Source organism: Anaeromyxobacter sp. K (genome assembly GCF_000020805.1).
GTDB classification, from domain to species: domain Bacteria; phylum Myxococcota; class Myxococcia; order Myxococcales; family Anaeromyxobacteraceae; genus Anaeromyxobacter; species Anaeromyxobacter dehalogenans.
The window spans coordinates 745,496-764,196 of the sequence record NC_011145.1 but is presented as its reverse complement, the minus strand read 5'-3'; the positions used below and the strand labels follow the sequence as shown (position 1 = coordinate 764,196).

15 protein-coding genes are annotated in these 18,701 nt (G+C 72.1%); 9 read left to right on the top strand and 6 right to left on the bottom strand.

What is annotated here, in order from left to right; translation table 11 throughout:
• The 6 genes from pilM to ANAEK_RS03335 all read right to left on the bottom strand — a co-directional run bounded on the left by pilM (position 1) and on the right by ANAEK_RS03335 (position 5,978).
• On the bottom strand, positions 1-1,059 hold the full coding sequence (gene pilM / locus ANAEK_RS03360) for a type IV pilus assembly protein PilM (RefSeq protein WP_012524744.1): 1,059 nt from the start codon (positions 1,057-1,059) through the stop codon (positions 1-3).
• Positions 1,060-1,158: 99 nt separating this feature from the next.
• A complete protein-coding gene (locus tag ANAEK_RS03355) occupies positions 1,159-1,428 on the bottom strand; it encodes a helix-turn-helix transcriptional regulator (RefSeq protein WP_012524743.1) in 270 nt (89 codons plus the stop codon).
• A gap of 183 nt (positions 1,429-1,611) precedes the next feature.
• Positions 1,612-2,985 carry a sigma-54 dependent transcriptional regulator gene (locus ANAEK_RS03350; RefSeq protein WP_012524742.1) on the bottom strand — a complete coding sequence of 458 codons (1,374 nt, stop codon included), beginning with the start codon at positions 2,983-2,985 and terminating at the stop codon, positions 1,612-1,614.
• A 9-nt stretch (positions 2,986-2,994) separates the two neighbouring features.
• Positions 2,995-4,116: a sensor histidine kinase gene (locus ANAEK_RS03345; protein ID WP_012524741.1), complete on the bottom strand. Its 1,122-nt coding sequence runs from the start codon at positions 4,114-4,116 to the stop codon at positions 2,995-2,997.
• 3 nt (positions 4,117-4,119) lie between these two features.
• Positions 4,120-5,019 (bottom strand): A24 family peptidase, encoded by a 900-nt coding sequence (locus ANAEK_RS03340; RefSeq protein ID WP_012524740.1) that lies wholly within the window; start codon positions 5,017-5,019, stop codon positions 4,120-4,122.
• 2 nt (positions 5,020-5,021) lie between these two features.
• Positions 5,022-5,978 carry an ABC transporter ATP-binding protein gene (locus ANAEK_RS03335; RefSeq protein WP_012524739.1) on the bottom strand — a complete coding sequence of 319 codons (957 nt, stop codon included), beginning with the start codon at positions 5,976-5,978 and terminating at the stop codon, positions 5,022-5,024.
• Between the two features lie 259 nt (positions 5,979-6,237).
• On the opposite strand from ANAEK_RS03335, the gene ANAEK_RS03330 reads away from it, so the two are divergent.
• From ANAEK_RS03330 to ANAEK_RS03290, 9 genes are all read left to right on the top strand, one after another.
• Positions 6,238-6,810 (top strand): type IV pilin protein, encoded by a 573-nt coding sequence (locus ANAEK_RS03330; protein ID WP_012524738.1) that lies wholly within the window; start codon positions 6,238-6,240, stop codon positions 6,808-6,810.
• A gap of 75 nt (positions 6,811-6,885) precedes the next feature.
• Positions 6,886-7,806: a hypothetical protein gene (locus tag ANAEK_RS03325; protein ID WP_012524737.1), complete on the top strand. Its 921-nt coding sequence runs from the start codon at positions 6,886-6,888 to the stop codon at positions 7,804-7,806.
• Positions 7,803-8,564 (top strand): ABC transporter permease, encoded by a 762-nt coding sequence (locus ANAEK_RS03320; RefSeq protein WP_012524736.1) that lies wholly within the window; start codon positions 7,803-7,805, stop codon positions 8,562-8,564. Before ANAEK_RS03325 ends, ANAEK_RS03320 begins: the two co-directional genes overlap by 4 nt.
• 8 nt (positions 8,565-8,572) lie before the next feature.
• Positions 8,573-10,273, top strand: a complete 1,701-nt coding sequence (locus tag ANAEK_RS03315; protein WP_012524735.1) for a tetratricopeptide repeat protein — start codon at positions 8,573-8,575, stop codon at positions 10,271-10,273.
• Between the two features lie 184 nt (positions 10,274-10,457).
• Positions 10,458-11,114, top strand: a complete 657-nt coding sequence (locus tag ANAEK_RS03310) for a prepilin-type N-terminal cleavage/methylation domain-containing protein (protein WP_012524734.1) — start codon at positions 10,458-10,460, stop codon at positions 11,112-11,114.
• Positions 11,111-11,713: a hypothetical protein gene (locus tag ANAEK_RS03305; protein ID WP_012524733.1), complete on the top strand. Its 603-nt coding sequence runs from the start codon at positions 11,111-11,113 to the stop codon at positions 11,711-11,713. Before ANAEK_RS03310 ends, ANAEK_RS03305 begins: the two co-directional genes overlap by 4 nt.
• Before the next feature lie 4 nt (positions 11,714-11,717).
• Positions 11,718-12,989, top strand: coding sequence for a prepilin-type N-terminal cleavage/methylation domain-containing protein (locus tag ANAEK_RS03300; protein ID WP_012524732.1), 1,272 nt, complete (start codon positions 11,718-11,720; stop codon positions 12,987-12,989).
• A gap of 12 nt (positions 12,990-13,001) precedes the next feature.
• Entirely contained in the window at positions 13,002-13,505 is a 504-nt protein-coding gene (locus ANAEK_RS03295; RefSeq protein ID WP_012524731.1) for a type II secretion system protein, read from the top strand.
• A 10-nt stretch (positions 13,506-13,515) separates the two neighbouring features.
• Positions 13,516-18,684, top strand: a complete 5,169-nt coding sequence (locus ANAEK_RS03290) for a pilus assembly protein PilY (RefSeq protein WP_012524730.1) — start codon at positions 13,516-13,518, stop codon at positions 18,682-18,684.
• Positions 18,685-18,701: the final 17 nt, after the last annotated feature.

Below are 18,701 nucleotides of genomic sequence, written 5' to 3'. Positions count from 1 at the left end.
CTACTTGTCCCCGGAGCGGCGGAGCGCCAGGCCCACGCTGACGGCGGCGGAGGGCGCGGCGCCCAGGATCATCGCCGGATCGAACCTGCGGTTGTCGATCTCGATGTTCTTGAACGGGTTCAGCACCTCGACCGGCACGCCGGCGCGGGCCTCGATGACCCGGAACAGCGCGGGGATGCGCGCGGTCCCGCCGGACAGGTAGACGCGCGTGAGCGCCGCCCCGCCGGAGGTCGAGGCGTAGAAGTCGAGCGAGCGCTGGACCTCGCCGCCGAGCTGCTCGGCGACGCCCTGGATCACCCGCTCCACCTCCTGCGGGACCACCGCATCGGACTCGCCCTGGCCGCCGATCTTGAGCGCCTCCGCCTCCTCGTAGGAGATGTTCAGCTGCTTCTGGATCTCCTCGGTGAACGCGTTGCCGCCCATGGTGATGTCGCGCGTGAAGGTGGTGATCCCGTGCGACACCACGTTCACGTTCGTGACCGCGGCGCCCACGTTGATGAGCACCACCGTCTCGTCGGGCGCGCCGTCGTAGTTCACCTCGAACGCGTTCTGGACCGCGAACGCGTCCACGTCCACCACGGTCGCGGTCAGCCCTGCCTCCGCGCAGACCGAGGTGTAGTCGTTGATCATGTCCTTCTTGGCGGCGACCAGCAGGACGTCCATCTGCCCGGCGGCGTCGCCGTCGGGGGTCAGGATCTGCGTGTCGATGTTCACGTCCTTCACGTCGAAGGGGATGTACTGCTCCGCCTCCCACTGGATGGACTCGTCGAGCTCCTCCTGCGACATGCGCGGGAGCGAGATCTTCTTGATGATCACCGAGTGGCCGCGGACGCCGATGGCGACGTCCTTCACCTTCAGCTTCTGCTGGGCGATCACGTCCTGGATCGCCTGCACGATCGCGGACGAGTTCATGAGCGCCCCGTCCACGATGGCCTCGGGGGGGAGCGGCGCGGTGCCGAACGCCTGCAGCGCCCAGCCGCCCCGCTTCTCCTTCAGCTGGACCAGCTTCACGCTGGACGAGCCGATGTCGAGGCCGACGGCGAGCTTGCTCTTCGCCATGGCGATCCCTTCACGAGAGGCGCGGGCAACGGCACCCGCGCCCCGTCTCGAGCCGCTCCGCGTCGGGGCGCGCGCTCAGGGTGAACGTCGGGGCGGGGCTCACGCGAGGCGCCCTCCGGTGCTGGGGCCGAACACCTTGCGCCGGTCCGACGGCGTGAGGCCCAGCGCGAGGATGATCTTCCGCTTCGTGTCCACGCGGCACTCCAGGCCGTGCTCGATCCGGGTCACGGTGAGCGGCGAGACGCCTGCCTTGCGGGCGAGCTCGGCCTTCGTGAGGAGCTGCTCCTCTCGGAGCCGCTGCACGTTGTTGGGCGCGCGCCGCGAGGGCTTCGCGAGGGGCGTCCGTGCGCTGGGCGATCGGTCGGCCATGCGGGGGCCACGCTATGCGATCGCCCCCCGAAGGATCAAGAAAGGCGCCTGCGCGGATATCGGCGGTTGTAGGCGACCGAGCGCTAGCTGACGCGAAGTGATGCGTAGTTATGCGTCATACGGCGCGTGGAGGAGCGGGCGAGCGGCCGGTCGGCCGCTGCGGAGGGGCGGTTCGGTGGCGCGCTATCCGACCCCGTACTCCTTGATCTTGTAGAGGAGCGCCCCGTAGGAGAGCTCGAGCAGCTCAGCGGCGCGGGTGCGGTTGCCGCCGGTCCGCTCCAGCGCCGCGCGGATGAGCCGCTCCTCCAGCGCGCGCGTGGCACGCTTCACCGAGAGGGACCCCTCGGCGGCCTCGGCCGGCCCGGTCGCGGGGCGCGCGGTCGCGCGCACCGCCTCGGGCAGGTCCTCCTCGCGCAGCACCGGCCCGTCCGCGAGCACCACCGCCCGCTCCACCGCGTGCTCCAGCTCGCGCACGTTGCCGGGCCAGCCGTGGGCGAGCAGGGCCGCGCGAGCCTCGTCGGACAGCGCCAGCCCGGGCAGCTCCGGGCGGAGGTGGCGGAACCGGGCCAGGAAGTGGTCCAGCAGCGCGGGGACGTCCTCCCGCCGCTCCCGCAGCGGCGGGAGGCGCACCCCGACCACGTCGAGGCGCCAGTAGAGGTCCTCGCGGAACCGCCCCGCCGCCACCGCGGCGCGGAGATCGACCGCGGTCGCGGCGATGACGCGCACGTCCACGCGGCGGATGCGGGTGTCGCCCACCGGCCGCACCTCCTCCTCCTGGAGGAAGCGCAGCAGCTTCACCTGGAGCCCGAGCGGCAGCTCGCCGATCTCGTCCAGGAACAGCGTCCCGCCGTCCGCCTCGACCGCGAGCCCCTTCTTCGCCCGGATCGCGTCGGTGAAGGCGCCCTTCACGTGGCCGAACAGCTCGGACTCGATCAGCTCGGGGGGGATGGCCCCGCAGTTGACCGCCACGAACGGGAGCGCCGCCCGCGGGGAGAGCTGGTGGATGGCGCGCGCCACCAGCTCCTTCCCGGTGCCCGACTCGCCCTGCACCAGCACGGTGGTCTTCTGCTGCGCGATCTTGCGGATCTGCCGGGACACCTCGCGCATCGGCTCGGAGGTCCCCACCATGTGCTCCGGGCTGTACCCGGCCGACAGCTCGGTGCGCAGCCGGCGGTTCTCGCGCGCCAGCCGCTCGCGCTCCTCCGCCTTGCGGAGCACCAGCACCACCTCGTCCGGCTTGAACGGCTTCGAGAGGTAGTCGTAGGCGCCCGTCTTCATCGCCTCGATGGCCGCGTCGTGCGCGCCGTACGCGCTCATCACGATGACCATCAGCTCGGGCGCGGTGCGCTGGATCTCGCGGAGCAGCCCGAGCCCGCCCATCCCGGGCATGCGCACGTCCGTGAGCACGAGATCGTACTCGCGGACGGCCAGCTCCTTCAGCGCCTCCTCCCCGGTCGCGACGGCGCGCGGGTCGTAGCCGTGGTCCACCAGGATCACGGAGAGCAGGTGACGGATGGAGGCCTCGTCGTCCACGACGAGGACGTTTCGCAGGCCCACGGCGCGACTCTAGCACGGGGCGGCGGGCGGACCGCCGCGCCGCAGCCGCAGGCGGAACACCGCCCCGCCGCCCGGCGCGTTGGCGGCGGAGATGGCGCCGCCCATCGCCTCCATCAGCCGGTGGCTCACCGACAGGCCGAGGCCGGTTCCCGCGCCGGGCGGCTTGGTGGTGAAGAACGGATCGAAGACGCGCGGCAGGTCCTCCGGTCCGATGCCGGGCCCCTGGTCGGCGACGTCGATCTCCACGCGATCCTGCACCTCGCGCGCCGTCACGCGGAGCGTGCCGCGCCCCCCCATGGCGTCGCCCGCGTTCAGGAACAGGTTGAGCAACACCTGCGCGAGCCGCGCCTCGTCCGCGAGCACCGGCGGGAGGTCGGCCGGCAGGTCGAGCTCGGCGCGCACGTCCTTGAGCCGCGCCTGCACGCGCGCGAGCCGCAGCGCCGCGTCCACCGGCCCGGACAGCGCGATGGGGGCGACCGCCGGCGCCGACGGGCGCGCCAGCTCCAGGAGGTCGCGCACGATCGCGTCGATGCGCCCGGCCTCCACCGCGATCCGCGCCACCAGGTCGTCCGCCTGCGCCGCCTCGCCCGCGCGGATGCGGCCGCGCGCCAGCTCGGCGTAGCCCGCGATGGCGCCGAGCGGGTTGCCCACCTCATGGGCCACGCCCGACGCGAGCCGTCCCACCGCCGCGAGCTGCTCGGAGCGGAGCCAGGACGCGCGCGCCTCCGCGAGCGCGTGGTTCGCGCCCTCCAGCTCGTCGATCTTGGCCGCGAGGCGGGCGCGCTCCTCCGAGAGCGCCTCGGCCACGCGCTCGAAGGCCACCGCCGCGCGCGCGAGCGAGCGATCCTCCGGCTCGCCCGGCGGCGCGAGCACCGGCAGGCCGCCGCCGGCGTGGCCGAGCCTCCGCGCGGACGCGAGCAGCCGTTCCACGGGCCGGGCCACCGAGCGGCCGAGCAGCACCGCGCCCACGGCGATGGTCGCCGCCGCGGCGACGCCCGCCAGGAGCACCAGCGGCCCGGGGCCGAGCGCGCCCCGCGCCGCGGAGGGAACCCCCAGCGCGAGCAGGAGCGTCGCGCCCGCCGCCGCGGCGGCGACGAGATCGAGCAGGAGCACCAGGCCCACGCGCCGCATCGATCACCGGAAGATGCCGAGGGAGGGGACGCCGCGCACGATGAGGTCCCCCAGGTACAGCCACTCCAGCGCCCCGGCCGCCAGGAACGGGCCGAACGGGACCGCGTTCCGGGGCGGGATCCAGTCGTCCGCGCTGGCGAGCGCGGCCGGATCTCCCGGCACGGCCGCCGCGGGCGGCCCGGCGGCCTCGGCCGGCTGGCCGGGACCCGGCTGTCCCTTGCCGAGCGCGAGCAGCACCAGGCCCACCACGCTTCCCTGCACCGAGGCGAGCAGCACCACCGGGAGCAGCGCCGCCACGCCCATCCAGGCGCCGATCCCGGAGAGGAGCCAGACGTCGCCGAAGCCGAGCGCCTCCTTCCGCAGCACCTTCTCGCCCACGACCGACACCAGCGCGAAGGCGCCGAAGCCGACCGCGGCGCCGATCGCCGCCCCCTGCAGCGTCGCCGGCCCGAGGCCGGCCGCGGATGCGGCGAGGCCGGTGGCGATGAGCGGCCAGGTGAGCGCGTGCGGCAGGAGCCAGGTGTCGAGGTCGATGAACGCGAGCGCCACCAGGAGCGAGACCAGCACCAGCTCGCCCAGGGCGGCGACGGCGAGTCCGTGACGCGCCCACGCCAGCAGCGCCACGCCCGCGACGAGCGCCTCGACCAGCGGGTAGCGGGCGGAGATCCGCGCGCCGCAGCTCCGGCACCGCGCGCGCAGCGCGAGCCAGGACACCACCGGCACGTTGTCGTACCAGGCGATGGGCGTCCGGCAGCGCGGGCAGCGCGAGCCCGGCGAGACGATCGACTCGCCCGCGGGGACGCGCGCGATCACGACGTTGAGGAAGCTGCCCACCACGCCGCCGACCAGCGCCACCCAGGCCGCCACCAGGCCCGCGGGGACGCCGGGCGCCGCGGGATCCATGCCTAGGCGCCTCCGGCGGCTGCCGCCGGCTCCGCCTCCGCGCCGTGCACCTCGGCCAGGCGGCGGACGAAGAAGTCCTCGAGGGTGTCGCGGTGCGGGGTGAGCGCGATCACCTTGCCGCCCGCGCGCACCACCGCGCCCACCGCCGCGTCGGCGGCGAGCGCGTCGTCGAACACCGCCGTGAGGCGATCGCCGTCGGCGCGCAGGAGCTTCCCGCGCGACAGCGCCTCGCGGGCTGCGGCAGGAACCGCCGCGGTCAGCTCCACCGCGCGCACGTTCCCGGAGAGCAGCTCGTCGATGCGCCCGACGTCGCGCAGCTTGCCGCGCAGGATCACGCCGACCCGGTCGCACAGGCTCTCGACGTCCGGGAGGATGTGCGTGGAGAAGAACACGGTCTTGCCGCGGCGCTTCAGCTCGAGGATGAGGTCGCGCACGTCCTTTCGGCCCACCGGATCGAGCCCGCTCATGGGCTCGTCCAGCACCACCAGCGCCGGGTCGCCCACCAGCGCCTGCGCGATCCCGAGCCGCTGCTGCATGCCCTTCGAGTACTTCCGGATCTGGCGATCGGCGGCCGCGCTCAGCCCGACCAGCTCGAGCAGCTCGTCGCAGCGCCGGCCGCGCTCCGCGCCCGGGACGTCCGAGAGCTTCGCGAAGAAGCGCAGCGCCTCACGACCGGTCAGGAATTCGTAGTAGGCCGGGTGCTCCGGGAGATAGCCGATGCGCGCCTTGGCGCGCCGGCTGGGGATGGGATCGTCGAAGATCGAGGCGCGCCCGCTGGTCGGGTAGATGAGCCCCATCAGCATCTTGATGGTGGTGGTCTTGCCGGCGCCGTTCGGGCCGACGAACCCGAAGATCTCCCCGGGGGCGACCTCGAGATCCAGCGCGTCCACGGCGGTGACCTTGCGCGCGAGCAGGCCCACCTCGAACACCTTCGTCAGCTTCTCCGTCCTCAGGATCATCGCCGCGGATGATCGGCGGGGTCCTGGCCCCTGTCAAAGGGACGGGCGGCCGGCGCGGTGACGAAAAACGTCACCGGACCCGGGCCGGGCGCCGCGTTCCGTCACCCGGGGTCCCACCATGGCGCCTCGGATCGCGCGCTTGCGGACGCCTGGCCGCTGGCACCCCCGATGCTAGGCAACCCCTCCGCCGGGCGGCCATCACAGCCCGGTCCGCGCGGGCCGCGAGGCTCACACCGCGGCCCACATCTCCGGAGGTCTCATGAAGAAGGCTGCCAAGGGCTTCACCCTCATCGAGCTCATGATCGTCGTCGCGATCATCGGGATCCTCGCCGCGATCGCCATCCCGAACTTCCTGCGCTACCAGCTCCGCGCGAAGTTCAGCGAGCTCCGCGAGAACGTGAACGCGGTGTTCAAGTCGGAGGAGGCGCTGCGCCAGGGCGAGGCCTCGGCCGGCCAGTACCGGGCGGTCGCGCTGCTGCCCGCGGGTTGCACGAACGCCGGTGGCGTGGGCACCGCCAAGCACCCCTGGGCCGCGGCCGACCTCGCGGCCGCCGCGCAGATCGACTGGGTGGTCGAGGGCTCGACGTACGGCTGCTACACGACGGACGTCTCCGCCCCGGCCGTCCACCTGACGGTCTTCGCCAGCTCGGACATCGACGGCGACGGGACCGAGGGCTGCGTGTACCTCTACAAGGCCACGCTCGACTCCGCGGGGGGCATTGCCGCCACGGCCGCCGGCGTCGATCACTCGTGCCCGAACCAGGGAGTGGCCATCGCGCCGTTCGGCCCGCCCTGGGGCCAGCCGCAGATCGCGGCGGAGGGCGTGTTCTAGAGCGCCGCGGGTCGCGAACTTGTCAAGGGCAGCGCTCCCGGACTACATGGGGGCGCTGCCCTCTTTCATTTCCAGATGATCCTCGGTCGCCAGAAGGTCCTCGGTCTCGCGGCGCTGCTGCTCGGCGCGGGCGCCTGCGCGCTCGCCGCGCGGCTCCCGGTGGCGTCGCAGCGCGCGTACGAGCTCGGTGCGGCGCCGAGGAGTGCCGCGCTCCGCTGGGCCTCCTTCGGGCACCCGACGCTGGCGGCGAACCTCTGGTGGCTGCGCGCGGTGCAGTACATGGGTGACCCACGCGCCGACCAGCGCGGCTGGGAGAACCTCTTCCCGGCGCTCGACCTGGTGACCGACCTCGATCCGGCGCACGGGTATGCGTACCAGGTCGGCGGGAACATGCTCGCGTCCGCGGGGCGGGTCGGGGAGTCGAACCGGCTGCTCGAGAAGGGGATCGCGCACGTCCCGGATCGCTACCTCATCCCGTTCCAGCGCGCGGTGAACGCCTTCCTCTACGACGGCGACTATGCGCTGGCCGGCACGTGGTTCCGGCGCGCCGCTCAGGTGCCGGGCGCGCCTTCCGAACGGATGCTGCAGTACGCGGCCGCGATGTACGCGAAGGGCAGCGCGCACGACACGGGCGTCGCCCTGCTCCAAGATCTCCTTCGCTCGGCCGAGGACGAGGAGTCGCGGAAGGCCGTCCGGAAGCAGCTCCAGCAGGTGCTCCTCGAGCGCGACGCCTCCCGGCTGGAGCGGGCGGTTGCGGAGTGGCGTTCGCGCCACGGGTTCGCGCCCGTGGCCCTCCCGCAGCTCGTCCGCGACGCGCTGATCGCGGAGATCCCCGCCGATCCGTTCGGCGGCGTCTACTACCTCGCTCCGGACGGGCGCGTGCGATCGTCGGCCAGCGAGTACCGCTACGAGGCCCCCCTGAGCGCCGCCCAGCGCGCCGCGCTCATCGGCGCCGCCTCCGGCGCGGCGCGCGCGGCGACGGAGGGAGCCCAATGAGCAAGGTCCTGGCGATCGCGATCGTGTCCGTCCGCGAGGCGCTGCGGCGCCGGCTGCACGTCAACCTCCTCCTGTTCGCGATCCTCCTGGTGCTCGCCAGCCTGGTGGCGTCGTCGCTCACCGTCGGCCACGCGCACCGGATCGCGGCGGACCTCGGCCTGACGGCGATGGAGCTGATGGGCTCGCTCACGGCGGTGTTCCTGGGCGCGGGCTTCGTGGCGGGGGACGTCGAGCGACGGGTCGTCTACCCGGTGGTCGCGAAGCCGGTGGCCCGGACGGAGTACCTGCTCGGCAGGTATCTCGGCCTGGCCGCGACGCTCTGGCTGAACCTCGCCGCGATGGCGGCGACGCTGGCGGCGCTCCTGTCGCTGCAGGCCGGCTCGCTCGACGTGGTGAACGCGCAGCTGCTGTCCGCGTTCGCGATGCTCGGGGTGCAGTTCCTGGTGGTCGCCGCGATCTCGGTCGCGTTCTCGTCGTTCACCACGCCGACGCTCGCCGCCATCTTCGCGCTCGCGCTGACGCTCGCCGGCCACATGTCGAACGACCTCCGGACGCTGTGGCAGGGCGCCGGCGCCTCCGTCGGGCGCGTCGTCTGGTACGTCCTGCCGAACCTGTCGGCGCTCTCGCTCAACGAGCACGTGATCTACGGGACCCCGGTGCCGGCATCGGCCTGGCTCGCCTGCGCGTACGGCGTCCTGTACGCGGGGGCGATCCTCGCGGTCGCCGCCGCGGTGTTCGAGCGGCGCGACTTCCGGTAGGAGCTCCGTTGACCGCCACGCTCGAGCCTCCCGCCGGGAGCCGTCCGCGTCACTGGCAGGCGCTCGCGGCGATCGCCGCCCTGGGCGTCCTCGCGTACGCCAACTCGCTCGACGCGGCGTTCGTGTTCGACGACATCCGGGTGATCCGGAACGACCCTCGCCTGCGCGACCTCCTGTGGTGGCTCACGCCGGAGGGCTACCACTCGGCCCCGACCCGGGTCGCCGCCTACGTCAGCTTCGCGATCAACCACCGCCTGGGCGGCACGGCGCCGTTCGGCTTCCATGCGGTCAACCTGGCGGTGCACCTGGTCTCGTCCGCGCTGGTCTACGCGCTCGGCGTGCTCGCGTTCCGCACGCCCCGGCTCGCGCCCTCGGTGCTGGCGCCGCAGGCGCGCACCGTCGCGCTGGTCGCCGCCGCCATCTTCGTCGCACACCCGCTCCAGACGCAGGCCGTCACCTACGTCGTGCAGCGCATGACCTCGCTCGCCGCGATGTTCTACCTGCTCGCGGTGGTCGCCTACCTGGCCTGGCGGCTCGGGGGCGTGTCCGGTGGGGGTCGCGGAAAGGGCGCGGTGGCGTACGGCGCCGCGGTGCTGGCCGCCTTCCTCGCCGTCCGGACGAAGGAGATCGCGATCACGCTCCCCGCCGCGATCCTGCTCTGCGAGGTGACGCTGTTCGAGCGGCCGCGCGTCCTCCCGGCGCTGCCGTTCTTCGCCGCCGCCGCGCTGATCCCGCTGTCGCTGGTGGGCCACGCCGGGCCATCCCCGGCCGCCCTGCTGGAGAGCGCCTCGTCGGCCACGCGCGTGCAGACCGAGCTGGGCCGGCTCGAGTACCTCGCGACGCAGCTGCCGGTCGTGGTGACCTACCTGTTCCTGCTCCTGCTCCCCATCGGCCAGAACATCGATCACGACTACCCGGTGTACCGGACGTTCCTCGCGCCCGAGGTCCTGTCCGCGGCGGTGGTGCTGGGCGCCATCGCCGCGACCGCCGCGTACGCGTACCTGCGCACCTCGGCGGGCAGCCGGCGTCCGCTCGACCCCGCGGCGCGCCTCGCGGGCGCCTGCGCCGCGTGGTGGTTCCTGACGCTCTCGGTCGAGTCGAGCGTGATCCCGATCGTGGACGTGATCAACGAGCACCGCGTGTACCTCCCGTCCGTCGGGTTCGCCGTCGCCGCGTCCATGGGCATCGCCGTGGCGGCCCGGAGGATCGCCGGGGTCGAGGTGGCGACGCGCGCCACCGCGCTGGCGGGGCTGGGGATCGCGCTGCTGCTGGCGGCCGCGACGGTGGCGCGCAATCGCGTGTGGGCGAGCGAGGTCACCCTGTGGGCGGACTCGGCCTCGAAGTCGCCCGACAAGATGCGGCCCAACCTGAACCTCGGCACCGCGCTCGTGGAGGCGGGCCGGCCGCGCGACGCCGAGGCCCCGCTGCGGCGCGCGGCCGCGCTGGATCCCGCGTCGGCACTCCCGCGCGTCCAGCTCGCGGGCGTGCTCCTCGGCCAGCGGCGGACGCAGGAGGCCGAGCAAGAGCTCCGCGAGGCGATCCGGCTGGCGCCGGCCGACCCGGAGGCGCTGTTCAACCTCGGCATGTTGCTCTCGCGCACCGGACGCGCCGAGGAGGCCAGGCCGCTGCTGGCGCGCTTCGTCGAGACCGCGCCCGCGTCCTACGCGGCCGCCCGGCGGATGGCCGCCGAGCGCCTCGCGCGGCCCTGACGCCGAACGCGACCGGTGCCCTGCGGGCCAGCAGGAGCTCCGCTGTCGCGGACCCGCGCACAGACAAACTTTGAACAACGCTTCACGGCTTGAAGTGCGGCGGCCGGCCGGGCCGGAAGAAATCCTCGCATTTCGGCAACTTGCGAACGGGCGCGACGGCCGGAACCTTGCTTGTCCTCGCCGCATGGACCGGAGAAGCCACGGCTTCACGCTCGTCGAGGCGGCGATCGTCATCGCCGTCATCGCCGCGCTGGCTGCGCTCGCGGGGTCGTCGTTCGCCGCGGCCAAGCGCAATGCAAACGCCGCCTCGGCCGCGTTCGATCTCGGCCTGCGGCTCCAGGCGCTCAAGACCCAGGCGCTCAACGAGCAACGAGACCTCGTGGCCGTCCTGGCCAACGCCGCCGACGGCTCCGGTGAGGGCTGTGGCTTCTTCTCCGAGCAGAACTGTGTCCGGCTGTTCGTGCTCGAGCCCGAGGCCGCGTGGACGCTCGCCGGGTTCGATCCGGCGAGCCCCGCCAGCCAGGCGGCCCTGGTCGACACGGTCGTCCTGCCGCAGGGGCAGTACCTGGATCTCGGCCAGGCGGGCGTGGCGGCCGACCCGCCCTTCGACCAGGTGAAGGTCTTCGATCCGGCCGTCGCCGTCGATGGACGCCTGGCGATCCGGTTCGGCGCGAGCGGCGAGGTGCGCCCCGTGTACGCAGGCGCGTCGCATCCGCGGCTGGGCGGGGTGGCGTTCGCGATGGCGACCTCCGCCGACCTGGGCGCCGGTCACCGCCGGAGGGTGGTCGTGTCCTTCCCGACCGGCATCGTCAAGACCGCGACGTACCAGGGGGCGCCATGACGCACGAACGGTCCGCAGGCATGCGCGGGGTCACGCTCATAGAGGCGATGATCTCGCTCACGCTCCTGCTCATCGGCATCCTCGGGATGATGCGCCTCCAGCTCGTCGGCATCACGTCCAACCAGGGCGCGCGCGCGAACGGCACGGCCCAGGAGCTGGCGCGCGAGCTCGCAGCGGGGCTGGAGCGGCTCGATCCGTCGCTCGATGCGCTCCTGGTCGCAGACACCATCTCCGACGCGCCCCCGAACAGCTTCGGGGATCCGCTGGACGCCTCGGGAAACCTCGCCACCTCCGGCTGGCGCGACTGGGACGACGCGTACCTCACCAGCACGACGTCCGGCTATCCGTCGCTCAAGGTCGTGGGCGTCCGGCCGGACTCCGCGCTGGAGGCCGATCCCCTCGACCCCTCCAAGCCGCTCTACCGGCGGCGCTGGTCGATCTGGCAGGTCGCCACCTCCAACACGGCGTCGGGCGTCCGGCTCGCGGCCGTATCCGTCGTCTATCGCGAGCGAACCATCACGCGGCCGCGGGTCGTCACGCTGTACGTCCAGATCCCGAACCTGGGCGCCTCGACCGTCAACGCTTCCGCCTACCGGTGAACGCATGACTCGCTCCCGCCGCGGCTTCACCCTCATCGAGCTCATGATCGCGACCGGCGTGGCCGCCATCGTGCTGACCGCCGTGATCGCCGCGTCCAGCTCGCAGCAGCGCGCGTTCTTCGGCGGCCAGAAGCAGCGCGCCACGCAGGGAAACGCCCGCGCCGCGCTGCTCTACCTCGAGCAGAAGCTCCCGCTCGCCGGCTGGGGACTCGACGGCTCGCTCGCGCTCGACTTCCAGTTCTATGAGCCCGGCTTCTGCCCCACGGAGATGACCTGCCCGGTCGAGCGGGACAGCGTCTCCGACGCCGACGAGCTCGTGTTCTACGCCCGCAACCCGGCGTACTGGGTACCGGCGGAGGGGCAAGCCGGCGCGCTGCGCGGGAACGCCTGGACCTTCGTCGCGCTGCCCGACGCAACGCACGCCACCCTGGCGGCCCGCGCCGGCGACGACTTCCTCAGGGGACAGATCCTCCAGGTCGTCTGCCCGGGCGAGCTCCGCTACGCCTACTTCACCGTCAAGACCCGCACGCCGGTCACTTCCGCGGGGAACGTCGACGTGGAGCTCGAGGACGTGGTCCTGGCCGATCCGTTCCGCCGCCAGGACGTCGCGGCCGGCATGGCCGGGTGCCGCACGTTCCTGGTGGATCGCTATCGCTTCCACGTGCGGCCGGTGGCGAGCGCCGACGGCACGTTCGACCCCTACCTGGTGCTGGATCGCGGCCTGGACGTCGCGGGCGCCGCGGACGGCTCCCCGGACGGCGCGGTGAACGAGAAGGACGAGGTGATCGTGGCGGAGGGGATCGAGGCGTTCCAGGTCGCCTACGTGTTCGCGAACCCGGCGATCGCCCCCGCCGGCGCGACCGCCGGGACGGCGATCGCGCTCGGGGAAGCAAACGACGATCAGAGCGTGCTCACGGACGGCGCCATCGTACCGACCAAGTTCGCCGGGTCGGCGACGGCCACCACGAAGGCCGCGTACACGCCCTCCAGCTTCTACTCGTATCGGTACTCGGATCCCATCCGGCAGACGAAGCACCAGGCGAACATCCGAGCCGTGCGGATCGCGATGGTCGCCCGGTCGCCGCAGCCGGATCCTTCGGCCCGCGCGACCTTCGCCGTCGATTCGTCCTTCGCGCTGCTGAACCAGTCCGGCGCGCCGGACTGGGTGACGAGCGCGCCGAAGATCGCGAACGGCACGGATGGCTTCCAGCGCACGCGGGTCGAGGCCGTCGTGAACCTTCCCAACATGACCGTCCGGTCCATCACCGGTTTCTAGCGCGAGGCTGGCATGTCCCTCTCACGTCCTCTGCCCCGCCGCGCGAGCGGCTCCACGCTCATCCTCACGGTGATCCTGCTGATGGTGCTGGCGGTGATCGGCGTGGCCGCGGTCTCGCTCGGCTCGCAGGAGCGCATCAACGCGTCCGGCAAGACCCAGCGCGACCAGCTGTACGCGTGTGCCGCGGCGGCTCGCCTGCAGATCTGGGCCGAGCTGGCCCGCTACGGCCGCGGCTATCTGGAGTCCGGCAACGTGGCGGGGTCCGTGACCCTGCCCGACGGCACGGTGCTCACCGCGCCCTCGCACTACGACAGCGCCGCGGACGTGACCGTCAGCTCGGTCGTGCTCAAGAACACCGTGACGACGGCGTCCGCCCCGACCGCCACCGATCTCACCAACTCGTTCAACTTCATGCAGGGCCTGAACACCGCGACCGGCTACACGGTGGTCGCGAAGTGCAAGGACCGGCGCGGCCGCCCGCTCGAGGTCGAGTTCGTGACGGCCATCATCCTGTAGGAGGCGGACCATGCGCACCCGCAAGCCCACCGCGATCGCCCTCCGCGCCGCCGGCCTCGCCGCCCTGACGCTGCTGCTCTCCCCCGGCGACACCCGCTCGCAGACCACCTGCGGCGACGACGCCGCGCGCAACCTGATGGTCTCGAGCCTGATGGACACCTGGCTCAACCCGCCCGCGGGCGAGGACCAGCAGTTCATCACGCGCGAGGACACCACCTTCCCGAACATCATGTTCCTGCTGGACACCTCCGGCTCGATGCAGCGCCTCCCGCCCGACGGCCCCGGGTCGCTCGGCGGCTCGAGCCAGGCGTGCACCGCGGACTCGCAGTGCCCGGCGCGGTACACCTGCACCAGCGGGCACTGCAAGCCCGCCCTCCCCGCCGGCGCCCTCATCGACAACCCGGCCAGCAGCACCCAGCAGACCGCCGCCTTCACCGCGCCGCGCGTGGTGGGGTGCGACGACGACCCGATCTTCAACGCCACGCCGAACGTGGGCGACAACCCGATGCTGGCGTCGATCCCCACCCGCCGCTTCTACACGCCCTGCGGCACCGCCGCGACGGTGTCGGTCGGCAGCCCGTACGCCGGTCACGCCAGCGTGGTCACGGGCGGCGTGGACTACGCGCGCGAGTACATCAACTGTCCGTACTACACGTCGTCCAACAACCAGCAGACCGGCGGGCTCGGCTTCGATCCGGACTTCTACGCCCAGTCGCCGAGCGGGACCGAGACCACCGCGAACGGAAAGCCGGCGTTCTTCGGCCGCGACCTCGTGTTCCACGACGCCAACTACGTCCCGGTGGTCACGGGCGAGTGGAACTACGAGAGGACGAACCTGGATTTCCGGACCAACTTCGGAAACGGCTGGACCGACAACGCGGTGTTCCCGGTCCGCCGGTCGAACAACGACGCCGCGACCATCGCCGAGTTCTGCGCGACGCAGGGGACCACGCCCCAGGGCCTGCGCAGCCGCGCCGAGATCTGCCAGTCCTGCCTCGAGAAGAAGGGCTGGTACTACGACGGGGTCATCCTCGAGGACACCAACGGCGATCGGTTCCCGTCCATCTGGTACACGGGCAACTACCTCAACTTCTTCCCGCCCAAGTTCCTGGTGGCGCGCAAGACCGTCAAGGACGTGATCGCGAAGCGCAGCCGGATCCGCATGGCGCTCGCGACCTTCGATTATCCGAACGGCTGGACGCTCCAGAAGGACTTCAACCCGACCTGCCAGATGGAGTTCAACACCACCTCCAACTTCGACAGCAACCGGGCCGCGTTCGTGACCGCGGTGAACGCGGTCACCAGCTTCCAGAGCGGCACGCCGCTCGCCATGTCGCTGTTCGACGTGGGCCGCTACTACCACTCGCCGGGGCTCCCCTGGTTCGGGTCGAGCTGGGAGAAGAACAACTCGTCCTACGAGTCCTCGTCGAACGACAACCAGTACTCGATCTGCTACCTGTGCCAGACCTCGTCGGTGGTCGTCCTCACCGACGGCGAGCCGTCGCCCGGCAGCGGGCTGACGCCGAACGACGGCGATCGGCTCCCCTCCGGCGGCACCACGCTCGCCGACACCACCAGCGGCAAGTACGCGGGCGCGGCCTCCACCGGCATCAAGGACATCACCTCCACCGACTGCCCGCAGTGCGCGAACTTCAGCGGCACGGCCGCATGGAAGGACAGCCTCGCCAAGGTCGCCTGGTACATGCACAACATGGACCTGCGCGACAACGCCGAGAGCACCTGGGACTGCAAGAAGAACGGCGGGAAGCAGGTCCTCGACACGTACACGGTCGGCTTCGCCACCAGCCAGCTCCCGGACGCGAAGACCATCCTGCACGCGGCCGCCGAGGCGGGCGGCGGCAAGTTCGTCCCGGCCGAGAACCCGCAGACCCTCGCCGAGGGGCTCACCTACATCCTGGAGAAGATCAACGAGCGCGCCACCTCCTTCTCGGTCGCGACCGTCTCCACCCTCCAGACCACGTCCGGCCGCGCGGTGATCGTGCCGCGCTTCGAGCCGAAGAACGGGACCAGCCGCTGGCGCGGCCACGTGCTCCGCTTCGATCTCTACAGCGAGTTCGTGAACGCCTGCGACGCGAAGCTCGACGGCACCGGGACCGGCGACCTCGACTGCGACGGCTCGTGCACCAGCGTGTTCCTCCAGGACAAGTCCAGGACCACCGGGCAGCCGGGCGACTTCATCACCGAGGACGGCGCCGGCAACTTCGTGAAGTCCGACCCCGGCACCACGCCGGTGTGCTCGCAGGCCCCGAAGTGCGCCAGCGTGGCCGGGAAGAGCTGCTCGGTGGCGAGCAGCGCGCCGGCCAACCCGTGGTGGGACGCGGGCGCCCTGCTGGCCGGCACCGGCACCTCGCAGAAGTGGAAGTCGCGCCGCGTGTACACGGTGGTGGACGACACCGGCGACGGCAAGATCGACGGGAGCGATCGCGTGATCCGGCTCGAGGCGACCGACACCGCCGCCACGGCGATCATGCCGTACCTCGGGCTCGGCGGCGGGACCGTGTGCAACGCGCTCGCGACCGAGTTCCAGAACGCGGGCGCGTCGACCTTCGCCGCGAGCGTGCAGGGCTCCACGGTCGACGCGCGCACCGCCTGCACCAAGGCCTTCATCCGCCTCGTGCTCGGCGCCGACCTCTTCAACTCGATGAAGCGCACGTCATACCCGCCGTCCTCCATGGACGACCTGTGGGACCGCGACTGGATGCTCGGGGACGTCTTCCACTCGTCGCCGGTGGTGGTCGACCCGCCGCTCCCCCGCGACGGCGTGATCTGCCCGAACGGCCTCTCGAACCAGTGCCTGCAGTCGCTCTGGGACACCCCCACCAAGAACGGGAAGGACGCGTACGACGGCTACGCGAAGAGCACGACCTACAAGGACCGGACCAAGCTCGTGCTGGTGGGCGCGAACGACGGCCTCCTCCACGCGTTCCACGCGGGCGAGTGGCACGGGAACCCGACGCCGGGGACGCGCAACACCGTCGCCGACGACCCGTCCACCACCGCGCTGGACGAGTCGCTGCCGCCGTTCAACGGCTACTACGACCGCGGCACCGGCGAGGAGCTGTGGGCCTTCCTGCCGCCCGACATGCTCGCGAAGCTGCGCCTGCTCATCGAGCCGAAGCACCAGTTCTTCGTCGACGGCACCGCCATGGTGCGCGACGTCTGGGTCGACGGCACCGGGAACTCGGTGGGGACCGGGATCCGGAACGACATCAAGGAGGCGGGCGAGTACCACACGGTGGCGGTGGTCGGCGAGCGGCGCGGCGGCACGCACTACTTCGCGCTGGACGTGACCGACGCGACCGGAAGCACGGACGTGCCGGCGTTCCTCTGGATCTACCCGCAGCCGAACGATCCCGAGACGCTGGACTTCGCCGAGAGCTACGACGACTTCCTGCCGCGCGCTCCACCCATCGGCCCGGTGCGGCTCGAGGCCGATTCCGCCACGGGGGCCGCCACCGCCGACACGCCACGGATGAGCGTGGGGACGGGCGAGGTCGCCTACCACGAGCGCTGGGTCGTCTTCCTGAACGGCGGGTTCGACCCGCAGTACGTCCGCGGCCGCGGCGTCCACATGGTGGACGTCTGGACCGGCAAGGAGGTCTTCGACTTCTCCTACGACGCGAGCCACGCGGTGAAGCAGTACCTCCGCTTCCCGGTCCCGGCGGTGGTGGGCATGGTCGGCTGGGGCGGCGGCGCCCGGCGCGCCTCCGGCGAAACCAACGACTACTTCTTCGACACGGCCACCTTCGGCGACGCCGGCGGCCAGCTCTGGGCGCTGCGCTTCCACCGCCCCGGCAAGATCGGCACGAGCGGCAAGGTGGAGAACTGGTACGGCGGACGGATCTTCCAGATGGGCACGGAGAACCAGGACTGCCGGTTCTGCGGCGGCCAGCCGTTCTTCTACATGACCGCCAACATCCCCCTGCCCTCCAACGGCGCCTACCGCGTCTTCGCGGGCACCGGCGACCGGTACAACCTGCTCGACAAGGACGGCGGCACCTGCGGCCCGGACAACATCCGCGCCTGCGTCCTGCGCGGCTGCAAGGTCGAGATGCCGCTGGACGCGACGGCGACGGATCCCATGGGCGGCAACCTGTTCGAGAGCTACGGCCTCGGCGGGATCAAGCGAGGCCTCTCGCACTCCACCTGCGGGACGAGCACCAACGTCCTCACCGCCAGCGGCAGCGAGACGGCGGGCCCCGGCTGTGCGGCCGCGGGCGCGACGGTGGTGAGCGCGCGGGCCCAGATCAAGATCTGGTGCCCGCAGCCGAGCAGCACGACCGCGGTGCCGACCACCGAGAAGAAGATGACCGCCAGCTGCACGTTCAACGCGGACGGCTACGACTGCCGGCCCGGCATCGAGACCCGCGGCGCCGAGCTCCCCCTCGCGGGCCAGATCAGCCGGGGCAACTTCTTCTACTCGCTGCTCGTGTTCGACGAGACCGGCCCGCGCGCGCCGTTCGACAGCGCGACGGCGGCGGCGACGTACGACGGCGCGCGCCTGTGGCTCAACCAGACCGGCGTCGACGCATCCTACGGCTTCTCCGGGTCGGCGAGCAGCGGGCTCGTCACCATCTCGGCGAAGGCCACGAACCCGAGCCCGCTCGCGGACGCGAGCTCGCCCGGCTGGGCGATCTACTACAACCAGGGGCCGACCGTGGCGGCGGACGGCTACACGTACAACGTGTACTGGGCCGACGAGCGGACGTCGTCGGGCACCTCCACCCTAGGCGACATCTACTGGAACACCGTGCAGCGCGCCTCCGGAACGATCGACGCCACCTCGTGCGTGCACGGCTCTGAGAAGCCGGTCTCGAAGTGCGGCACCACCGAAGCCCGGCGCATCGCGACGAAGTACGGCGCCAACATCGAGACCGGCGGGCTGCCGTCGCGGTTCAAGGACGAGAACGGCAACGTGGTCCGCTCGATGAAGGCCGCCCTGCTGGTCCCGACCCAGGCCGACCAGCCCACCGTCTTCGTCAACCAGGCCGGCCAGATCGCGGTGGGCCTCACCGCGGTGAACCCGGAGCGCGGCGCGACGAACGTCGGCATGACCGACCCGATCGATCCGACCATGGACTTCGGGTTCATGGAGGTGAGCGAGCCGCTGCACGCGTGCCGGCACGCGGCCACCTCCGACGCGGCCAGCTGCGATTGACGGAACGGGATCGCCGG